At 46.5% G+C, this 22712-nt stretch carries 16 protein-coding genes and 2 pseudogenes; 14 read left to right on the plus strand and 4 right to left on the minus strand.

The genetic code is table 11. The annotated features are described in order from the left end of the window. Positions 1-107 precede the first annotated feature (107 nt). Positions 108-685, minus strand: a pseudogene (locus FDZ78_RS09980) (sugar O-acetyltransferase). Between FDZ78_RS09980 and FDZ78_RS14975 the strand changes: the two are divergent. The 8 genes and pseudogenes from FDZ78_RS14975 to FDZ78_RS10020 all read left to right on the plus strand — a co-directional run. After that, a pseudogene (locus FDZ78_RS14975) lies at positions 672-812 on the plus strand (phage integrase SAM-like domain-containing protein); the annotation flags it as partial. The pseudogenes FDZ78_RS09980 and FDZ78_RS14975 sit on opposite strands and share 14 nt — an antisense overlap. Before the next feature lie 155 nt (positions 813-967). Beyond that, entirely contained in the window at positions 968-4600 is a 3633-nt protein-coding gene (locus FDZ78_RS09990) for an ATP-binding protein (RefSeq protein ID WP_168182027.1), read from the plus strand. A gap of 53 nt (positions 4601-4653) precedes the next feature. Beyond that, entirely contained in the window at positions 4654-4884 is a 231-nt protein-coding gene (locus FDZ78_RS09995) for an AraC family transcriptional regulator (RefSeq protein WP_136408493.1), read from the plus strand. Positions 4885-5050: 166 nt separating this feature from the next. After that, entirely contained in the window at positions 5051-5896 is an 846-nt protein-coding gene (locus FDZ78_RS10000; RefSeq protein WP_124075577.1) for a family 16 glycosylhydrolase, read from the plus strand. Positions 5897-5974: 78 nt separating this feature from the next. Then, positions 5975-9097 (plus strand): SusC/RagA family TonB-linked outer membrane protein, encoded by a 3123-nt coding sequence (locus tag FDZ78_RS10005; protein ID WP_240740395.1) that lies wholly within the window; start codon positions 5975-5977, stop codon positions 9095-9097. 14 nt (positions 9098-9111) lie between these two features. Beyond that, on the plus strand, positions 9112-10779 hold the full coding sequence (locus FDZ78_RS10010) for a SusD/RagB family nutrient-binding outer membrane lipoprotein (protein ID WP_136408496.1): 1668 nt from the start codon (positions 9112-9114) through the stop codon (positions 10777-10779). Between the two features lie 20 nt (positions 10780-10799). Further along, a complete protein-coding gene (locus tag FDZ78_RS10015) occupies positions 10800-12056 on the plus strand; it encodes a hypothetical protein (protein WP_123400445.1) in 1257 nt (418 codons plus the stop codon). 1 nt (position 12057) lies between these two features. Next, on the plus strand, positions 12058-14379 hold the full coding sequence (locus FDZ78_RS10020) for a glycoside hydrolase family 3 N-terminal domain-containing protein (protein WP_240743513.1): 2322 nt from the start codon (positions 12058-12060) through the stop codon (positions 14377-14379). Between the two features lie 160 nt (positions 14380-14539). Here the strand turns inward: FDZ78_RS10020 and FDZ78_RS10025 are convergent, their stop codons facing one another. Then, a complete protein-coding gene (locus FDZ78_RS10025) occupies positions 14540-15763 on the minus strand; it encodes an IS4 family transposase (RefSeq protein WP_068960910.1) in 1224 nt (407 codons plus the stop codon). A 204-nt stretch (positions 15764-15967) separates the two neighbouring features. Between FDZ78_RS10025 and FDZ78_RS10030 the strand changes: the two genes are divergently transcribed. Next, complete coding sequence (locus tag FDZ78_RS10030) at positions 15968-16339, plus strand: transposase family protein (RefSeq protein WP_107037111.1); 372 nt, start codon at positions 15968-15970, stop codon at positions 16337-16339. After that, complete coding sequence (locus tag FDZ78_RS10035) at positions 16314-17279, plus strand: transposase (protein WP_240740261.1); 966 nt, start codon at positions 16314-16316, stop codon at positions 17277-17279. The genes FDZ78_RS10030 and FDZ78_RS10035 overlap by 26 nt, the downstream gene beginning before the upstream one ends. A gap of 508 nt (positions 17280-17787) precedes the next feature. Here the strand turns inward: FDZ78_RS10035 and FDZ78_RS10040 are convergent. Both FDZ78_RS10040 and FDZ78_RS10045 read right to left on the minus strand, forming a co-directional pair. Then, complete coding sequence (locus FDZ78_RS10040) at positions 17788-18756, minus strand: nucleotidyl transferase AbiEii/AbiGii toxin family protein (protein ID WP_124076424.1); 969 nt, start codon at positions 18754-18756, stop codon at positions 17788-17790. Then, entirely contained in the window at positions 18753-19484 is a 732-nt protein-coding gene (locus tag FDZ78_RS10045; protein ID WP_124076427.1) for a DUF6088 family protein, read from the minus strand. Before FDZ78_RS10045 ends, FDZ78_RS10040 begins: the two co-directional genes overlap by 4 nt. Positions 19485-20091: 607 nt before the next feature. Here FDZ78_RS10045 and FDZ78_RS10050 point away from each other — a divergent pair. The 4 genes from FDZ78_RS10050 (at position 20092) to FDZ78_RS10065 (ending at position 22655) form a co-directional block, all read left to right on the plus strand. Then, on the plus strand, positions 20092-20304 hold the full coding sequence (locus tag FDZ78_RS10050; RefSeq protein ID WP_124076429.1) for a hypothetical protein: 213 nt from the start codon (positions 20092-20094) through the stop codon (positions 20302-20304). 378 nt (positions 20305-20682) lie between these two features. Next, positions 20683-20895: a hypothetical protein gene (locus FDZ78_RS10055; protein ID WP_124076431.1), complete on the plus strand. Its 213-nt coding sequence runs from the start codon at positions 20683-20685 to the stop codon at positions 20893-20895. Between the two features lie 11 nt (positions 20896-20906). Further along, positions 20907-21353, plus strand: coding sequence for a PcfK-like family protein (locus FDZ78_RS10060; RefSeq protein ID WP_124076434.1), 447 nt, complete (start codon positions 20907-20909; stop codon positions 21351-21353). Between the two features lie 12 nt (positions 21354-21365). Beyond that, on the plus strand, positions 21366-22655 hold the full coding sequence (locus FDZ78_RS10065; RefSeq protein ID WP_124076435.1) for a PcfJ domain-containing protein: 1290 nt from the start codon (positions 21366-21368) through the stop codon (positions 22653-22655). Positions 22656-22712 lie beyond the last annotated feature (57 nt).

Consider the following 22712-nt stretch of genomic DNA (forward strand, 5'->3'; position numbering starts at 1 on the left):
CCCGGTCATCTTATCCAGCATTATCATAATGCCCTCCGATGAGGATTACAAAACGCATCTTCAGATCAGCAATGCAAAGGTACGAATTTTTTGTCAGAACATGATGCTTAAGGTTGCTGTTCGTCTATTTTCCTGATGACGCGGCATGGATTACCTACGGCTACAGAACCGGCCGTGATGTCTTTTGTCACTACACTTCCGGCTCCGATCACGCAGTTGTCACCTATGGCACTCTCGGCAGTACCGTGACAGATGCTCCGATCCATACGTTGTTGCCGACGGTTATCGGCCGGGCATATTCCAGACCTTTGTTTCTTTCAACCGGGTCAATCGGATGACCGGCGGTGTGGAATCCGCAGTTCGTGGCTATAAAGACATTGTCGCCGAATGTCACCTTGGCTCCGTCAAGGATGACGAGGTTGAAATTGGCGTAGAAGTTTTTGCCTACACTTATGTTGTAGCCATAGTCGCAGAAGAAGGGCTGTTCGATCAGGATTGAGTCTTCCACATGGCCGAGAATGCGGCGCAACAGGCGCTCGCGGCCTATGGTGTCTTTTGGACGCAGGTCATTATAGTCACGGCAAAGTTCCTTGCATTCGAGACGCTCGGCAATGAGCGACGGATCATAATTGGCATCATATATCATGCCGGCAAGCATTTTTTCTTTTTCTAAGTTGTCGGACATTCCGTTTACGGCTATCGACCGTTCCTTCATAGACAAGTATGACATCTACCTGCGTACACAGCGCCGACTCGCCACCTCCGCCGTGGACTTTCATACCACACGGCTGAAGATGATAGTGTCGGAGGCAACGCGTCTGTTTTTGCTATTATGCTATTATTAAAGTTTTTGAGTTGTAAATCCTCTAATGTCGAGAAATTTAGCTAACTTTGCAGTATTATGGGTGATTATACGCCAACTTCGCTAAAGAGCACTAAGAACGGGCTGTTTATTACAGTGGTTGTCATGGTTTTTCTGTTTCTTGCACAGAAAGGCTATGGAAGTCAGCATGTAATTTCAGAAGTTCTGCGTATTGACAACTCGACGGGGCTCAGTAGTCAGAAGGTGTATTCGCTTGCTGAAGATGCGTCAGGAGCTATCTGGATAAGTACCAAGTCGGGGGTTGACAGGTATAATGGTAGGATTCTTAAGAATTACTCTCTTGAAGGCGATTCGTTCTATGGCGATAGAGCTGGTCGTATAATTCAGCTGTATCTCAATGAGGGCGATTTGTATGCCTACGAAAGTACAGGCAAAATTCACAAATATACGCCCGTATATGATTCGTTTATTTTGACGAGCAATCTTTCCGACCTAAGTCATAGCGATGTTGTGCTCAACAAAATGCTGGTGAGCAGTGACAACAGTATATTGTATGCAACCAATGACGGCCTGTTTAAATACGTGTCAGATAAGGATTATCGCCCCATACTGCCCGGCGCGGCTGTCAACGACATCATTATTGCAAAAGGTTATTTGTTTGCAGCAACATCTTCGGGACTTAAAATCATGCGTGACGACCATGCGGTCAAAGATGTTGGTCTGCTGAAAGATACCAAAATACAGAGCCTGTATTTCGATGAGGAAAACGATGCCCTATATATCGGAGCTTTCAACAAGGGCTTATATAAACTTGATTTGTCGGATTTCAGTGTTGCCCAAATCCATGCTACAAACAGCCTGTTGCATAAGCCGATACGTTCTATTGTCAAACTTAGCCCGGAAAGGCTTGCCATAGGTATTGACGGCAGCGGTGTCCTGGCTTATAATGTAAAGGCCAACTCTCTGGCCACGTTTGTCAACACGGAACTCGCCCCGGAGTTTTCATTTACCGGCAACGGCATATATGCACTGTTGAATGACGGCCAAGGCAATCTGTGGATTGGCAGTTATACCGGAGGGGTGACAATGGTGAGTCTGTCGCAGTCGCCCATACAGATAATTACACATATAAAAGACAATCCCAACTCTCTTGTCAACAACAATGTGAATTATATCATAGAGTCGTCAGACGGAAATATATGGTATGCAACTGACCGCGGAATAAGCATTTACAATCCCCGTACCGGAATCTGGAAAAATTCATTATCCGGAATAGTCGTTGTGTCGCTGTGTGAGGACGGCAACGGAAATGTACTGGCCGGTTGTTATGGCGACGGCGTATACCGTATGGATTTGTCGGGAAACATAAAGGGGCACTGGACACAAAGCGATGGAGCCTTGTCATCGAACTATATCTTCGCAATACAGACTGATTGTCATGGCAAGATATGGGTCGGCTCTCCTCACGGCTGCCTCGTAGCCCTTAATAGCGACGGCTCGTTATATCATAGGTTTGAGATAGACGGCGTTATGTCAATCAGTGTCGTTGACGAGAAGCGTATAGGTGTCGCTACCGGCAACGGATTTTATATCATCGATGCCGACACGAACAGCTATAACTGGTACGCCAATTTTCAAGAGCAGTCAGAGCACGACGTAAGTGCATATATAATCCCGATGATGTTCACAAAAGGTACCACAGTATGGCTTGGAACCGAAGGTGGTGGTCTTAACCTGTATGATTATAAGAACAGGAAAATCATACGCGAGATAAAAATGTCAGACGGATTGCCCTCAAATGATATATACGGTCTTGTGCATGATGACAAGGGACGCCTTTGGGCAAGTACAGGCAACGGCCTCGCAATCATAGGCGATTCAACAGTTTCCAGTCTTAACTTTATCAACGGAATTGCCAGAGAATATAACAAGTCCTCGATTTTAAGGACATCTAACGGTGATTTGATTTTCGGCAGTACGGCAGGCGCAGTCAGGCTGTCGCCCGACAAAATCAGTGTAGCTGAATACTCCGCACCATTGAGAATATCCCGATTCACTATTGACGGCATCAGCGAAGAGGAGTCTGCCAAGATTATACCGGAGCTTTTTGAGATGCTGCAAAACCGGAATATAGTGCTCAGTGCCAGTCATAACTCGTTTGATGTTGATTTTGAGGCAATAAACATAGACTATCGCAATGACATCGCTTATCAGCATATCCTTGAAGGGTATGACCACGATTGGAGCGAAATGACCATGGACGGTAACGCCCGCTTCCGGAATGTGCCTCCGGGCAATTATACCCTAAAAATAAAAGCGTTGCGTAAAAGCGACGGACGAGTCATAGATGAAACCTCTATTGACATCACTGTCGAAGAACCGTGGTGGAATACAATATGGGCCAGAATATGCTATCTGGCTATAATAGCCTTTATTATATATTTTATAATTAGGTATAAATGGTATCAATTGCGAAAAGAGCATGACGAAGACAAAATCAGATTTTTCATCAATACAGCCCACGACATCCGCACTCCATTGTCATTGGTCATGTCGCCCATTGAAGAGCTGAAGACACAGGACGGCCTTTCCGAAAAGGCTAAATATCTGCTCGATGTGGCGGGCGCAAATATACGAAAGCTTAATGCTGTCACCGCTCAGCTGCTCGATTTTGAAAAGATTGATTCGAGAAAAGCAAAGGTCAACATCGAGCCGATCAATCTTAATTATCTATTGTCGGAGGAATTGAGTTGTTTCAATAATGTTGGTGAAAAGCGCGGCATCACGCTTCACCTGCAAGTTCCCGATGAGCAGGTAGTGGTTTCAGCTGACAGACATCTGCTTGAACTCATGCTTGATAACCTCATGTCGAATGCCTGCAAATATACCAATCAAGGTGGCAAAGTGGAGGTGTCACTAACCGCAAACAAGTCAAAGGCTGTCATCAGGATTACCGACAATGGTATAGGCATACCTGAGAAAGAGCAGAAAAACATATTCACAAATGTCTATAGAGCCGAGAATGCGAGAGCGTCACAAGAAACAGGCAACGGTTTCGGTCTGCTTCAGGTCAAGCGTATAGTGGAAATGCTCAACGGCAACATAGGCTTTACATCTAAAGAGAATGCAGGAACCACTTTTACAATCTCATTCAAGCGTATCTATGACGAGCCTGTCATTCACTGGAATCCGAATAATCTGAATGAGGCCTTGAATGAAATACGCATACCTTCTCCCGTAGTATCCGCTGTTTCTGAGAGTAAGGATGAGACATTGTTGATTGTCGAGGACAACGATGATCTTAGGAATTATCTGACGGCAACATTCTCGGTTGAATATAATGTCGTGTCAACTATTTCGGCTGAGGATGCCCTAAGATTCCTTGAGAATCACTATCCGGATATTATCATCTCAGACGTAATGATGCCCGGAATACAGGGTGACGAGCTGTGCAGCATGATAAAGAACAACCCTGACACCGCCGACATTCCGGTCATTTTACTTACTGCGAAAACCACTCATGACGCGATTGTGAACGGCATTGAAAAAGGAGCCGATGACTATATCGCCAAGCCGTTCAGCCTTGACATCCTCAAAAGCAAGGTCAGAGGTATGCTCCACAACCGCAAGCGTATCCGTGAATATCTTATGAGGCTTGCATTGATGAGAGCCGAGGGTGACGTAGTCGAAGTGAAGACAATCCCACAAATCGTCGAGGAACCGACACTGACCGAAGGCAATCGGACAAGGCATTTGTTGATAAGGCTGTTGATATAATTATCGCAAATATATCAAACACCGAGTTTGACATTGAATATCTATGCCGAGAGATGGCAATGAGCCGAACACTGTTCTTCGGTCGTCTGAAGTCATTGACAGGGAAAGCTCCTCAGGAATTTATAAGAATCCTGAAACTTGAACGAGCCGCTGAGTTACTTAAGCAAAAGACACCTGTAACAGAAGTGGCTGTGATGACAGGTTTTGCTAATTCTAAGTATTTCAGCACTATCTTTAAAAAACACTTCGGGGTGTCTCCAAGTAAATTTTGTGAACAGAATTGAACGAGGTTTAAGGTGTTTATGTCTGATTTTCTGAATAATAGCATAATATATCAGAAAACAAACCTCAAAATGTCAGTAATCAAACCTTGATAATAACGAACGGTGGTAATTTTGCAAAACCCATATAAGGTCTATGTGGGAGTAAATATACCAACCAATCAATATCATGGTCTTTTTCAATATCAAACATTTGTTTATCTCTGCGTTCGCAGTAGCGACTTTAATAGGGTGTGGCGACTCGGAAGATGAACCGACACCGGCACCGCCAGTAGTTGAACCTGTCGATGATGTGGTGTTCTTTGACGATTTTGATTCATTCAATTCCGCTTACTGGTCAAAAGAGACACACGAAGCCGGATGGACAAATCAAGAGTTACAATCCTATAGTACCAGTCAGGTCAAAGTCGGCAAGGACGAAGGTAAGACTGTACTAATTCTTACAGCCAAGCGCACCGGCAACAAGGTGGTGTCCGGTCGCGTGAACACCAAGAACAAGAAGTATTTCAAGTATGGAAAGGTTGAGGCAAGTATAAAACTGCCTGAGACCGCAAATGGTCTGTGGCCCGCATTTTGGATGATGGGCAACAATAAGCAGGAGTGGCCTGCCTGTGGTGAAATAGATATAATGGAGATGGGAGATGCCCAAGGTATCGCCAACGGGACAAGTACCACGCGAGTAAATACCGCGCTCCATTATGGCCCTGATGTTGCCGGACATGAACAGCAATATTTCGCCGGAGATGCCGGTTCAAATTTGCAAGACGGCAAATATCACACATATACGCTTACTTGGAATGAAAATAAGATTGATGTTTCTGTAGATGATGTCAAATTTCATAGTTTTGACATTACTGGTAATCCATATTTTCAAAATGACTTTTATATTCTGTTTAACCTTGCTGTTGGCGGATCATTCACCGGTATCTATGACATCGAAGGCATTACAGCCTTAAAAGATGGTCAGACGGCATCGATGTATATAGACTGGATTAAAGTAACTAAAATAAACTAATCAATACACATGAAACAGAGAACTTTAACAACCAAGCTCCTGTACGGTTTCCTGCTTGTCGGTGCGGTATCCTTTGCTATGCCGCTTCAGTCGTATGCAGAACCCAGCGCAGCTGCGGCAACGCCATCTCAGAAGATAAAGGTGACTGGTGTCGTTGAAGATGCTGAAGGCCCAGTTATCGGTGCCTCAGTAATTGAGAAAGGAACCAGCAATGGAACAGTTACCGACCTTGACGGTAACTTTACGCTGATGGTATCACCGAATGCAACACTTAAAATCAGCTATGTCGGCAGTGACCCTGTTGAGGTCAAGGCTACAGAGGCGCCAATGAAAATCACGCTGGAGCAGAGTTCGCAAATGCTCAGCGAAGTGGTGGTCACTGCTCTTGGAATCAAGCGCGACCGAAAGGCACTCGGTTACGGTCTTGACGAAGTAAAAGGTGATGCCTTTGAAAAAGCCAAAGAAACTAACGTCATCAACTCTATGGCAGGTCGTGTGGCCGGTCTCGTTGTAAGCCAGACCGCAGGTGGTCCTTCCGGATCAACCCGCGTAATTCTGCGTGGTAGTACTGAAATGACCGGTAATAACCAGCCATTATATGTTGTCGATGGTGTACCTCTTGACAATACAAACTTCGGCAGCGCAGGAACATCAGGCGGATACGACCTTGGTGACGGCATCTCAAGCATCAATCCAGATGATATAGAAAGTATGTCGGTACTTAAAGGTCCGGCCGCTTCCGCTCTCTACGGTAGCCGTGCCAGCCACGGTGTAATTCTCATCATCACCAAGAAAGCCGGTAAAGAAAAATATTCGATAGAGTATAATGGAACACTGACATTTGACAAACAGCTCTCTAAATGGGATAACGTACAGCAGATCTATGGTATGGGCAGCAACGGCACATACAGTATCGACGCAGTTTCAAATACCAATAAGAGCTGGGGACCGAAAGCAGACGGAAGCAACGTCCTTCGCTACTTTGACGGCGTGGAGCGTCCATATCTTATAATACCTGACAATACCTCCGGATTCTTCAGAACCGGTCTTACCGCAAACAACACGGTTACAGTCTCATCCAATTCAGGCAATACAGGCATTCGTTTCACACTGACCGATATGCGCAACAAGGATATTGTCCCCAAGACTCACATGAGCCGTGACATTTTCAATCTGCGTGCCAATACATCTATGGGGAAGGTTGACCTCGACTTTACCGTAAACTATACCCACGAAAATGTAAAGAATCGTCCTGCTCTTGGCGACAGTAAGTCTAACGTCGGCAAGAACCTAATGACCCTTGCAACCACCTACGACCAGCGTTGGTTGCGCACATATCAGGATGCTAACGGAGAGTATTCCAACTGGAACGGTATGGACCCCTATAATGTAAACCCCTATTGGGACGTCTACAAGAATTCCAATGATTCAAAGAAGGACCTGTTTCGTTTACACGCATCTGCTATTTATAATGTAACATCACACCTCAAAATCAAAGGAACAGCGGGAGCTGAACTCAACTGGTTTAATTTCAATGATTTCAAGGCTCCGACAACTCCTGGCTATGAGTCAGGTTACTTACAGCAGAGCCAGTTCAAAAACCAGATGTATAACTTTGAACTCATAGCGACCTATAACAACCGCTGGGGTGACTTTGACTTCACAGGAACTGCCGGTGGAAACATCTATAAGGTCGATAACCGTACAAATATAACCACAGCCCAAGAAATGCAGATTAGGGATGTGGTTGCCCTTATGAGCTTCAACGAAACAAGCCTTCAGGAAAACAGCTACCGCAAGCAGATTAACTCGCTGTTCGCGGCTGTCAATCTCGGATGGAAAAACCTGTTATATCTTGACGCTACTATCCGTGGTGATAAATCGTCGACTCTGCCGACTGGAAATAACACCTATATTTACCCCTCGGTGTCGGGTAGCTTTGTGTTCTCTGAACTGATCAAGCGTGGTGACATTCTGCCATACGGTAAAGTTCGCCTGTCATTCGCACAGGTTGGTAGTGATACAGATCCCTATCAGTTAGGACTGGTATATACAAAATCAAAATTCACATATCCCGGTTACACCATCGGCTTTATTGACAATACCACTATCCCCAATAAGAACCTCAAACCTACCCGGACCAACTCATTTGAAGTGGGTTTTGAAACAAAGTTCCTCAACAACCGTATCGGTCTTGACTTCACATATTACAATCAGATAAGTAAAGACCAGATTATGGGCATGGCAAGTAGCTGGGCCACAGGATACCCCTATCGTCTTATCAATGCCGGTGAAATCCAAAACCAAGGTATCGAAATCGCACTTAACACACGTCCCATTATCATAGGCGATTTCTCTTGGGATTTGGGTATCAACTTCTCTAAGAACAACAATAAAGTGCGTAAGCTTGTAGACGGCATGGATATGTTTGAACTTGAAAAGGCTTCATGGCTTGATGTCCAGGTCGCTGCAAAGGTTGGTGAGAACTTCGGTTCTATCGTAGGCCCCGATTTCCAGAGAAACGAAAACGGAGATATTCTTATTGACCCAGCAACCGGTTTGCCGATGTACGACAAGAGCAATCACGTTCTTGGAAATGCATCTTGGGACTGGACAGGTGGTCTGAGCACAACATTCCATTACAAGAATTTCGGGCTTACCGCACTTTTTGATGTAAAGGTTGGAGCTGATCTGTATTCTATGTCGGCACGTGCTGCTCACGAATCAGGCAAAAGCCTTGCAACACTGGCCGGACGAGAAGAATGGTATAAGTCGGAAGAAGAGCGTCAGGCAGCAGGTATTGCAAAAGGTGCCTCGACATGGACTCCAACCGGAGGTTTTGTCGCACCCGGTGTGATTGACAACGGCGACGGCACTTATCGTCCCAATGACATAAAGGTCAACCCCGAAGACTATTGGATGAGTGTTTGCCGCAATGCCCCTTCGATGTTCATCTATGACAACTCTTACATAAAGTGTCGTGAAATTACACTTACCTATCAATTCCCGAAGAAATGGCTCGGTAAGGTAGTGCAGGATATGTCTATTTCATTTGTGACACGAAACCCGTTCATCGTATGGAAGAACATTCCCGACATCGATCCTGATTCTAACTACAACAACACAACCGGTATGGGACTTGAATATGGTTCGCTGCCTTCACGCAAGAGCTATGGTTTCAACCTGTATGTTAAATTCTAAACGTAAGATTACCAATGAAACTACATAAGATATTCACTCCTGTTTTAGCGGCTCTTGCGCTCATTGCAGGTTCATGTAGCGACAGCTACATGGAGGATCTGAACACAGACCCTTCAAAAGCCGACGGCATTGACCCCAATGCCCAGCTGACCACAGCCCAGCTCCAGACTTACGGCGATCTGGGTATGGTGGAAATCTACCGCAACTACCATTATGCTTTCTCTCAGATGCTGATGGGTTGCTGGAACACGACCAACTATGGCGGCCGCCACACAATCGACAATAACGAAATGTGCCGCATCTGGACTTCGCTATATCCCAACGCAATAAAGAACCTTACTGACGGCATTCATAACAGTGAGAAAGAAGGTCTGACAAACGTAAATGCCGCTCTGCGCATCTATCGCGTCTATATGATGTCCCTTATTACCGATGTGTATGGCGATGCGCCTTTCAGCGAAGCAGGTCTTGGGTATATTGCCGAGAAATTCAACCCTCGATACGACACTCAGGAAGAAATCTACGCAGCTTTCTTCAATGAACTCACCGATGCCTGCGGCGCTCTGTCATTGTCAGGCGATAAGATTACAGGCGATGTAATCTACAACGGAGATGTCAACAAGTGGAAAAAACTTGCCAACAGTCTGCGCCTCCGATTTGCCATGCGTATATCCGATGTCGACCCTGACAAGGCTAAACAGGAATTTGAAGAGGCACTGATGGCTGACGGCGGCGTCTTTACAAGTGCTTCTGATGACGCTCTCATTAAGTATATGGAAGTATCGTTCAGCTTTGGTCAGGATACATATTCCGACTATCGTGGCAATGCCCTTTCCAAACTACTGTTCGGTAATGACCCGGCAAACAACCCGAGCTATCTATGTTCTACATTTTTCAACCAGATGTATAACAGCGGCGACCCTCGCACATTTATCTTTGCCCGATTCTACTATGACGGTCTGATGAGCCTTACAAGCCCCGATAACCGCATTGACCTTACTGAGGAAATTCTTTCAAAAGGTATTCCGATGAATCCGAGAGATCCGGGTGCTTACTCATGGGAACCGTGGCCGGCAGGCTATGACAGCGATATCATGAAAGAGATTGCTGAGAACAATCCTTCAGTCGAAGTAAGTATGACGCGCGAAACCGAGCCCAAGCTTGCCAACAACTTCCTTAAGAGTGATAATCCGGGCGTCGTTATGACCTACGCCGAGGTAAACTTCCTTATGGCTGAGGCCGCCCTTAAAGAAGGCTGGGCAGTCGCCGGCAGTGCTGACGGCTACTACAAAACTGGTGTACGTGCGTCAATGGACTTCCTTACTGACAACTACGGCTGCCGTAAGATTACTGATGAGGAATTCTCTACTTTCATTGCCAACAACGGTATCGGTTACACCAACGAGCAGCGTAAGGCAGCAATTAATACTCAGGCATGGATTCTGCACTTCACCAATCCCTCCGAGGCATGGGCAAACGTGCGCCGTTCAGGTTATCCCCGACTTAAATCTCCGGCTGAATACGGTTTCGGCCAGTTCCTCACCGGAGGACAGGAAATCCCCGTTCGCCTTTGCTATCCGGTTCTTGAATCATCGTATAATAAGACCGGCTATGATGAAGCTTTGGACCGTATGGGCGGAAGCAATAGCTGGTACATACCCATGTGGTGGGACGTTGACTAATAACATAAAAAGAAACTACAATGAATTTCATATATAAGACAATTTTGACTTTGCTGCCGGTAAGCGTCATGCTTGCATCATGCAGCAGCGACGATCCGTTCTCTGTAGCAGGTCCGGATGACGAGCCCCATATTCTGGCACCGACTTTCCCTGACCGAAATAATGGTCAGCTGCCCGTAGTAGCCAACATCAGCCGCGATGCAAATTTCGCCATGGAACTTACCGTGACACCGGCCGACTATGTTGATGTGACATGGTATATCGACGGAGAGCAGACTGCAACCGGAAAGGCTATTGATATGCCTCTCCCCGCAGGTACATACGAGATGAAGGTTGTTGTCACAACCACTCAGGGTAAATCAACTTCACGCGAAGGCATCATCAATGTCAATCCGCTGGATAGTGATCCCTGGGCTTCGGAAGTCTCATTTGAACGCATTGTCGCTCCCGGACAGAACGCGGTACTTTATGGCCGCAATCTCAGCTCGGTGAAATCAATCACTCTCGGTGATTCTGAACCGATTCCTGTTGTCTATTCTACCGAAGACGGCAATGATGTACTCACCTATACCGTTCCAGCAAATGTCGTCAATGGTACTTGCAGACTGGAACTCATTGATGCCGAGGGTATGAACTACGGCGCAAATAAAGTGACTGTGAGCTCTTCCGCTCTCATTACTTCAGGTACAGACCGTATTACTTCTGGCGCTACAACAACGCTTACAGGTATCAATCTCGACAGAGTGGCTTCTCTTGAAATCGGAGGAACCAAGATTTCTGATTTTACCGAAAAAACTTCAACTGCAATCAGCTTCTCTGCCCCGGCTCTCGAAGATGGAGAGTATCCGATGTCGGGCGTTATGAATGATGGTGCCGAAGTTCAGTTCTACAAGAACGGTCAGGTTGAGACCGCCACAACAGTGGTTCTGTCATCTCAGCAGACCTTGTGGTCAGGACACCACTATGTTTCGTGGGATCTTCCCGATGACAGCCCCAACAAGACCTTCAACCTTATCGGCATGGATGTTTTTGCGGGTATCAAACCGGGTGCTGTAATGTCAATTCATTATTCGATAGAACCTACCGCCGAATACCATCAGCTTCGCACAACTACCGTATGGTGGAACGACCTTCCCGGCACAGGAACGATTGAATTCTCAACTGACGGTGTCGCAGAAATCACGCTGACAAAAGAGGCTCTTGACATGATTCAGGAGCAGTCCGGATTCATCTGCGTCGGTCATGGTTACTATGTAGATCTCGTAACACTTCGCTGATATGTTGAAACATCTAATGACATTTTTAACCGTCACTTCAGCAGCCTGTTCTTTACAGGCTGCCGGAGCGGCGATTCCCTCTGACCCTGATCTTGAGGCGGCAGTGGAACGCACATTGTCTAAAATGAGCCTTGACGAGAAAATCGGCCAGATGACCGAGCTTTCCATTGATGTGCTTGGCGACTGGAAAGACGGTGAGTTCTTCCTCGACCCTCAGAAGCTTCACGAGGCTATTGCCGTGTATAAGGTCGGCTCTGTGTTGAACGCCCCCGGCGGACCGACAGCACAGACTCCTGCAAAATGGGAAAAGTTGATTGGTCAGATACAGGAAGTGTCAATGAAAGAAATCGGCATACCTTGTATCTATGGTCTTGACCAGAATCATGGTACAACCTATACTCTCGGTGGAGTGCTTTTCCCTCAGAACATCAACGTAGGTGCGTCGTTTAACCCGACGTTGGCTCGCAGAGCTGCTGAAATTACGGCATACGAGACTCGCGCCGCCAACTGCCCGTGGACATACTCGCCCACTGTCGACCTTACCCGCGACCCTCGCTGGAGCCGTGTATGGGAAAACTACGGAGAGGATCCGCTGGTCAACGCCATCATGGGCGCTCAGCAGGTCAAGGGCTTTCAGGGCGACAACCCGAATAAGATAGGCCGACATAATATAGCCACCTCGGTAAAGCATTATCTCGGCTACGGCGCTCCGCGAACAGGCAAAGACCGCACCCCGGCATATATTTCTCCGTCTGATCTCCGTGAGAAGTTTTTTGAGCCTTATCGTGCCTGCATCGAGGCAGGGGCATTGACTGTAATGGTCAATAGCGGCTCAATCAACGGTCGCCCTGTTCACGCCAATAACGAGCTGCTCACAAAGTGGCTCAAGGAGGACCTTAACTGGGACGGAATGATTGTGACTGACTGGGCAGACATCAACAACCTCTATACCCGCGAATATGTGGCTCACGACAAAAAGGAGGCTATTGAAATGGCTATCAATGCCGGAATCGATATGTCAATGGAGCCATACGACCTCAATTTCTGCACTCTGCTTAAAGAACTCGTAAATGAAGGTCGCGTATCTCAGGAGCGTATTGACGACGCAGCACGTCGTGTCCTGCGCTTGAAATATCGTCTCGGACTGTTTGACACTCCCAATACATATCCCAAAGACTATGCCGACTTCGCCTGCGACCGTCACGAGCAAGTCGCTCTTCAGGCCGCGGAAGAATCGGAGATACTGCTCAAAAACAACGGCGGCATTCTTCCGTTGAAGAAAGGTACAAAGATTCTGCTGACAGGTCCTAATGCCAACTCGATGCGCTGTCTCAATGGCGGCTGGAGCTATTCATGGCAGGGACATCTGACTGACCGTTTCGCCTCGAAATACAACACCATCTACAAGGCATTGGTCAATAAGTTTGGCAAGAAGAATATAGTTCTTGAACAGGGTGTCACTTATCCTGCCGAAGGTGCCTATCACGAGGAAAATGAGCCGGAAATTGAAAAAGCTGTGGCAGCTGCGTCGGGTGTTGATGTCATAGTCGCCTGTATCGGTGAAAACTCCTATTGTGAGACACCGGGAAACTTGTCGGACCTCGCTGTCTCTGAAAACCAGCGCAATCTCGTCAAAGCTCTTGCTGCGACAGGCAAACCGGTTGTATTGATTCTCAACGGTGGTCGTCCGCGTATCATCAGTGATATTGAGCCATTGGCAGATGCGATAGTCAACATTCTGCTTCCCGGTAACTTCGGTGGTGACGCACTTGCCAACATTCTTGCCGGCGACACCAACCCGAGTGGCAAAATGCCCTACACCTATCCACGCCATCAGGCAGAACTCACCACCTACGATTATCGAGTGAGCGAGGAAATGGATAAGATGGAAGGTGCTTATGACTACGATGCGGTGGTATCGGTGCAGTGGCCTTTTGGCTATGGTCTCAGTTACACGACTTTCAAATATGACAATCTCCGCTGCTCACATTCTGAATTCGGTGTCAACGATAATCTCATTTTCACAATCGACGTCACCAATACAGGTAATTGCACCGGTAAGGAAGTCGTTATGCTTTTCAGCCGAGATATAGTAGCATCTCTGACTCCTGACAATCGCCGACTGCGCGCGTTTGAAAAAGTAGAACTCAAACCCGGTGAGACCAAAACAGTAACCCTGCCCATCAAGGCCAGCGACCTCGCCTTCGTGGACTACGACGGCAAGTGGGTCCTGGAGAAGGGAAAGTTCCGTATGCAAGCCGGCACCAGCGTAATGGACATCGCTTGCAACCATACATATAAGTGGACAACCCCCAACAAGTAAAATATTTCCTAAGGTAAAGAAGATTTGAATAGGTATGATATAGGCTTGCAGTGATGGCAGGCCTATATTTTTTTATTACTGTCCGCTAAACCATAAAAAGGCGAGTCCAACTTCCTGAACGGCAGAAGTTGGGCTTACTTTTTGTATTTGACAAGCCCCCTCAGCAGTTTTCAGGAACTTCGGGAGGCGATTCCGATGCTTCGGCGAGCATGATTTTCAGGTCTGCATCGGGCTGATTGAGGAACTTTTCGAGATTCAGGTAATACATCAGCACAATTCTGACGATTGTAGCAAGCCCTGAGAAGCTCCAACGTCTTTCGAGTTTGCTTTGAAGTACTGACAGCAGCAGATTTGCGATGAGTGTAACCCATATCTGGATTTTGATGGCGTTGGCGCTCTCGCCATAGAAGTATCTCAAGGGGAAGTTCTGTTTGATCTGCTTGAAAAGAGACTCTATCTGCCATCGGCGGCGGTATATCGCCACGATTGTCTCTGGCGGCATGTCGAAGTCGTTGGTCAGAAGCGATATGAGTTTTGGCTTCCCGTTCTTCTTGATGTCAACGTATGTAATTATTCTGGCGATGTGGTTTATACCGTCTTTACGGAACACCACGACCTGTTCACGGTATTCCATCAGTCCCTGCGGATTCTGATGCATACAGTCTACAAGTACCTCATAACTGAGGTTTTTCTTCATTTTGGTGACATATACAACGCCACGGTCCGTCAGTTCCTCAAATTTGGCATAATTGATATAGGCGCGGTCAAGAGCGACTATCTCGTTGTGGCTGTAATGGCTCGGAGCAAGCATGAAAGAGTCATTGGTGGCCGCCGAAGTGAACTGCACATCGCAGGGAACCCCCTCGTTGGCGTGTATGACAGAGTGTACCTTTATGCCGCCTTTCTTCTTTCCCGTCTTGGGGTGTCGACCAACGCCCTTGAAAATAGCGTTGGAGAACAATGTGATTGTAGTGGAATCGATAATCCTAAGCTGCTTTATCCACTCTTCCGTGCCGTTGCGTCTGCTGTCCGATGAAAGAATGTCTTTGTTGGCTGCATACAGGTCGCGATAGACATCCTCAAAGAACTTCTCTGACCGTCGGGCATTTGCATCCGACAGGGTGCTGCGCTTTGGTACAGTATCAATTCCGACATGGTGCAGTTTGCGAACCTCCGCTGTCATAGATGTCTCTATCTCACGCAATGAGTCGAAGCGCTGGATCACGGCATAGAGCATCGTAAGCAGATGCGTATAGCCGTCAAAGCTCTTTACATACTTCTCTCCGCCGTGTTTTCGGCTGAATTCAACAATTTTTTCACGATTGAGTGATTTTATCAGCTGTCCATATATCGGCTGTCCGAAGAAATTACTACTTTTACTCATGGTTATTCATGGATTGTTTGGCGACACCAAAATAACCATTTAGGGCTGACTCCTGCAATAGGTGTCAGCCCTAATTTTTCAATCGCTCAAAAAAAGTTTAGCGGACAGTAATAATATTTTTTAATATTAACGTGAGTTCTATGAAAATAGGGTCAAGCCGAAAGCACGGTGCATGAATTTTGAGAAAAGTGTTAAATTTGTGGCATGAAAACCGCAGATGCAATATGGATGTGCCTGCCCGAGGGCATGGACGAACTATTTGAAATGGTGCGCTTCGAGCGCACGGAACAGTCCTATGACATATGGCTTGACGAAAAGAAGAAACTGTCTGATGAAGACTATCGTAATCCAAATATCGTAGCGCGAGGCTATACGGATTATGTAACAATACAGGACTATCCGATGCGTGGACGGCCTGTATTTCTTCACATGCGCAAGAACAAGTGGTGGGACAGGCAGACCAACGAAATCTTCAGCTACAATCTCGAACTTCCCAACGAGGAAGGAACACGACTCAGCGCCGAGTTCGTGGCTTTTTTAAAAGACGAAGGTGGAGACGACAGCCCTGTCGATTAAACAGATAGCGCAGATGTACTGCGTCAACGGCAAACATTTTGCCGACTTGTACCGCAATAAGATAAGCGGTTACGCCGACTGGTGCGAACAGGAGCTTGGCTGTGGGTTCTATTTCAACGCCGATAATATCGGCCCTTACATGAGTCTTGATGAGACGTGTCTGAGCAACGGGGAGGTATGGACGTTCCTGACCAACAAGGACGGCCACGGAGGCAAGGGAACACTTGCGGCAGCCATTCCCGGAACAAAGAGTGACGAAATTATATCCATACTCATCGGAGCTATGGAGAAATCAATCAGACGCAGGGTCAAGGAAGTGACCTGCGATCTCTCGCCATCAATGATGCTCATAGCCGCAGAAGTGTTCTATAACGCCCATGTAGTCAACGACCGTTTTCATGTCCAACAGGTCTATAATGAGGCCGTTGACGAAATCCGCATTGACATTCGCCGACAGCTCATCGCAGAGGAAAACAACCGCAACAAGTCCGAACCGCCGGTAACGTACTCCAACGGAGAGACCATGCGCCAGATACTGGCTCGCAGCAAACACACTCTGATGATGTCGCAGAACAAATGGACTGACATACAGCGCCATCGTGTCAACATACTGTTCAAATACTATCCAATATTGAAGGCTGCATACAGCCTTGCGATGGAGCTGCGCAAGATTTTCAACGCTAAAATCTCACCGACAAAAGCCATGGGGAGGATGAACAAGTGGTATGAAAAGGTAATGGCATTGGGTAACAACAACTTCCGCTCGGTAATCAAAACATTCAAGAACCACGCCCCAACAATCCTGAACTATTTCCGTCGTCGTGCGACCAATGCCTCTGCCGAGGCATTCAACTCTAAAGTCAAAATATTTCGCTCACAAATGCGTGGTGTCCGGGACCGCGACTTCTTCATCTTCCGATTAGTCAAACTCTACGCCTAAAAATTTAACACTTCTAATTGCCCAATTTAACATATGCACCGTGCTTTCGGCTTGAGCCTGAAAATAATCAAAAGAGGCACTATTTAGGCACTAAAAAGATTGTTGAAATCTTAGTGCCTGGTTAGTGCCTAAACTCTGTCCGGGGATGTCCTTTTTGCGTCTTTTTTCGGTCCTGAATCGAAAGGATTAGATAAAAGAAACCCCGGAACTACTTGATAGTCCGAGGTTTGTCTCGTTAAGTCCGAATTAGTTCGGTAGTACATAGTGGAGCTGGAGGAACTTGAACCTTTCACTCCAAATGCAGTTATTTCAATCAGTTACATTCGCTCATTTTTCTTGTGTAACGAGTATGTAACGAATCATTTTATTCATTTTTCCGACGGCTCTCTCGCCGTGGCCGCAAGGCTGGATTGCGAATGCAAATATACTAAAATCCAGGCGTCTTCGCAAGTCCAAGGGTTCGATTTAGAGATTTTTAAGCCTGTCAGGATGACATTCATCACGGCCTTTATCGAACGGCGTCGATGACAACTTTGATGAGTCCTTTCATCGAATCTGCAATTTCATCTGGTCCGGGGATTGTCCGGTATGACAAAACCGACAGTTCAGATTGATATACGGAGGCAATCTTGCTCCATGTCGAATCAAAGTCAGCAATGAGAGGCGAAGACAGGATGGGAGCGTCGCGCCATTTCGGAGGACGGTCAAATTCTCTCTTGTCATGTTCGATAAGTTCCACGAGATTCTGTTTCAAATCTCCTGCAACGTAATCGCTACATTCTTCATCACCGAGGAGAAAATGCAGATCGTAGAAATGTCGTATCTTAGAGATTAGGCCTGCGGTAGGGTCTTCTTCAAGGGAGAATCTCAAAAGTGATACCACTTTTTCACAGAGAGTACGCCGTTTGTCAAGCACATTCAACTCGAATGGCATCATGTCAAGGTCGGCAATCATATCGTTCAGACCTCGGCGCTCCATCATTTCGGTTATAAAAGGTTTGATTTCCCTTCTCTCGTATGGATATGGATTACCGTAGGTGTTGATTTCTACAATCACCTGATTGCTCATTACATTGGACATCCCTCTATTGATGCCATCTAAAACTGACCTGTAAAGATGATATGTCTTACGGAAGCGATTGTTCTTGACCGTATCAGGCTTCTCAACTTCCTCCATGCCTGCGGTGGATTCATGTCCTATCCTTGCCACGAGCTTTTTCTGTTGGTTCTGGCTCAGGCCTTCGCCCAATATGGCGAAGTCGACATCTGATGAAAACCGTGCAATCAAGCCGTATGCTTTTGAAAGCGAAGTCCCGCCTTTCCAAACCGTCTTTTCCGCCGCAGGATTTCTCGACAGATTCTGCAATATTCGGCATATCCAGTAATCCTTCTCGACAAATTCGGGATATATTTCAAGGTCTTGCGCTGTCAATTCTATTGCCTCTCGAAATGACCGCTTGTTTTCATGAAGTTTCATTCAATATTCCATTTTTCTTTGTTGAGTAATTCAGTGGCATTTCCCAGCCCTATTTTATATTTCGTTCCGGGATTAAGCGCGGTACGAAGAACCATGGTGTGACTGCCATATCCCAAATCATCAAGAATTGCTCCGAGAATGGCTTTTACACGGGGTTGGTATTTATCCGATAATCTGATGATTCTCTTAATTTCATTCTCCTGCAATTGTCCGATAGATGATTTCAGCGCCGTTATGGAACGGACAATCTCGGTATCCGGAATTTTCTTTATAAACCTAATCGTGTCAAGAATCTGTAAAAGATAGATATTGTCTTTGGTAATCGCATTGGGCTGATACACGAAGCGAATCGAGTATATGCCTCTTTTTGTGGCATTATGCCTCTTATTTGTGCCTAACATTATCACACTCGCCACCTGTGTAGTCAACGCCATATCATTCCAGATGGAATATCCGGTCAGATAACCAATAGGTCTGCCGTCTTTATCATAAATGAGGTCTTTGACAATCTCTTGCAAATTCGGCTTCAACGTTCCAAAAACAGACTTTTTAGGTTTGTAGAACCGGCCTTTTGAAAGTTTCTGAATCAGCCCTTTGCCGACCATGCGCGACAATTTGACCCGGATGTTTTCCCACCATTCGGCAGGAAGTCCGAGGTCTTCGATGGAGAAAACAGTCCCATCGCCAATTAGATTGACCCTATTCTCTATCTGTTGAGCTACTGTCATGCTCTATCGTTTTAGATTTCAACTGTAAAGGTAATAAAAATGTTCGGTTTTCTGCGCATAAAACCGAACATTTTTTAGTGGAGAGATATTTCATGGTAATGGTGCAATAGATATCAAGCGGACCGTTTAGGTTGGGCGGACTGCCGTGTCTGCGGCGTGATGCCGTCGTAAGGTGACGGTGGACGAGCCATTGACACCTTCCTACCGCATACGCCCATGGACAACGGCGGAAATATCATTCGCGATTGAACCGAAATCTCAAGTGGCGACCAAGATGCAGGTGACCATCGGAACAATCCGGTGCGTGGTGCGAAGTATTCTGATTCACAGGTTCTATCTGGCGCCAGACAGTCGATATTGTAGACAGATTTTGTTCGGTTTTTACACGCAAAGACCGAACATTTTTCAAGTCACAAGACCAGCATTATACCGTCGGAGGGAATCTGTTGGCGTATATGATTTATTTTAGTTCCCATTAGGTGCGGTTTTTCATTGCAAACTAAGCACTAAAATGAATTTTTTCTAAATCAACATTATTTAATGTGGGGCGCGGCAAGAGAGGGAGCGGTCTTCAGGGTTGGTGGCGTGATGCCGTCAAAAGGTGACGGTGGACGAGCCACTGACACCCATTGACCGCATCGCGCCTATTGGCACCGGCGGAACACCGATAACCGGCAACGCCTCTGAGGTAAGCATCGAGGACGCTGCTTTTACCTCTGAGACTCTCTGCCGTTCATCCGTGTTCTTATCGCCGTTGCTGTATAAGGATTTTACGACCGCTCCCTCCTTTGCCGCTTTGACACTGCGACACTCGGCATAGACTGCGGAGAACAGTCTTCTTTCGTCGGCCGTCCTTCACAGACTATGCTGGTCGTGTCGCTCATTTCCATTTCTATTAGGATTATTATTGAGAAATTACTTTCAATAAGATTTCCGAGAGATTATGTAGCTGTATGTTTTCACCGTGCCGGAGTCGTGGCTCCTGTTATTGTCTAATCAACAACGATTTTTACTTGCTTGCCAGTGGGAAACGTGCGGTGCCGGGGATATTCTGATGCTTTTTGACGGAAAAATCTCCAGACCTGCGGCTTGTATTTTTCCGACAAAGGGCGAACATCCCCTCTGTTCACCACACGCCTGGTAGGTGTCAAGCAAGCGAAAACCGATGGTGATATACAAATAAAAAAAAGTCGCAACGATGAAAACAAACAGCCACATAAAAGGTCAAAACGAAGCTCAAAGCCTCAGGTTCAACCAAATAAAAAGGGTTGCAAAGGTGGTGGCAATCATCATCGGAGCAATAATCGGAACTCTGGTGTGGGCGATAGTCAGACCTGTAATCCGAGGAGCGAGCTGGGTAATATCCCTTATAACCGCAATACTGATAATCTATTGGATATTAACTTTCTAAAATATACGACTATGAAATCATCTGAGAATTTTATCGAGGCTATCCGTCAGTATCTTGACAGCCGTGCAGCGAGCGACACCCTTTTCGCTATCCGCTATGCCTCGCCGTCTAAATCCGTAGCCGAGTGCTGTCAGTATATACTCAACGAAGTCAAGCGTCAAGGCGTGTCGGTTCTGACCAACGATGAGGTGTATTCGCTTGCCTGTCATTACTTTGACGGCGATGTCAGCGCAGAGGAAATCGGCAAACCCATCAACTGCAAGGTGGTAATCTCCAAAGACCAACTTACCGAGGAAGACAAAGCCGAACTCAAGGAGCAGGCTATGGAGCAATACCGAAAGGAACAACTCCGAGAAATCAGACGGCAGTCGGCACCAAAGGCTCAACCCAAAGCGACCGCCACCACTCCCAAAGCCGGAGAGGAAATCAATGTTCAACCCAGTCTTTTCGACCTCTAAAATCCCAGTAAGATGAAACCCCGCAATCTCAAAGAAAAACATATAGTGGAACTGAACGGGCGTCTTCGCCCGCTCACCACGTCCCAAATGAATTGGGCACTCAACTCAACAATCAACCATTACGGCTATCGGTTGAAATCCGGAATGTGTACCTATATGAAATGCGGTCACGAGTGGATGGAGACAAGAAACGGCATGTGCCTATGCCCCGAATGTAGCACTCGCATAGAAATCAAGGACACCAAAGAACGTGTTATCCGTGACAAGTCCTATTTCAATGTAATCACCACTATGGAAGACTATCAGGTAGTGAGAATGTTCCTTATGATAGTGGAAATGCGCAAGGGAATGAAGGCTAACCCCGCCTATCTTGAAATCGGCAGTTATTGGATTGACCCGAAGGGCAAGACTACTGTTGTAGGACTTCAGCGCACCCTCGGTCATTATATAGACTATTTCTCCTTCGGTTCTCCATTGGAGATAAGGCGTGATAACGAAGCCTTCCAACGTATATCCGATGAATGGGTTTACCCTCGCATCAAGGTAACTGACACAATCAAACGTAATGGGTTCAAGGGAAGTTGCCACCATATCCACCCCGTGACTTTGTTCCAAGAGTTACTGACCAACCCAAAAGCCGAGACTCTGATGAAAGCCAACGACATTGAGTTGCTCCGATACCTTTGCGCAAGACCAGCCTATAAGTCTGATATTGACAAGTATTGGAACACCATCAAGATAGCCAAGCGCAACGGATACGAGTTCAAGGACGTTAGAATGTGGTTTGACTACATCAAGATGTTGGAGCGTATGGGCAAAGACCTAAATTCCCCCTCGATGATAGCACCCCAAGACCTCAAAACCGCCCATGATGAATATGTGGAAAAGGTCAACCGCCAGAGGGTAAAGGAGCAAAAGGAAGCCAACCGCAAGAAAGCGGAAGCTGACCAAGTCAAGTTTGAGGAACTGAAAGGAAGATACATAGGTTTGTCTATGACTGACGGCACAATCAGACTCCACACACTTGACAGCGTTGCCGAATACTACGATGAAGGTACAAAGCAACACATCTGTGTAGGTGCATCCGGCTACTACCTCAAAGAAGATACGCTTGTGTTCACCGCCACAATGGGAGGCAGAACAATCGCCACAGTAGAAATCTCGCTCAAAGACTTCTCAATCATCCAATGCAGGGCATTTGCCAACGGAGTCTGCGAATATACAGAGCAGATAGCCGGTATCATCAACGACAACAAGGAGATGATTGCAGAAAGAACTGAAAGTCGACGAGTTTCCGCTTAAGATAACAATGACGAATCAAAAAGAGCATAGCCAATGCCATATCAACGATGAAGGTGG

The organism is Duncaniella sp. B8 (assembly GCF_005304985.1).
Classification (GTDB): domain Bacteria; phylum Bacteroidota; class Bacteroidia; order Bacteroidales; family Muribaculaceae; genus Duncaniella; species Duncaniella muris.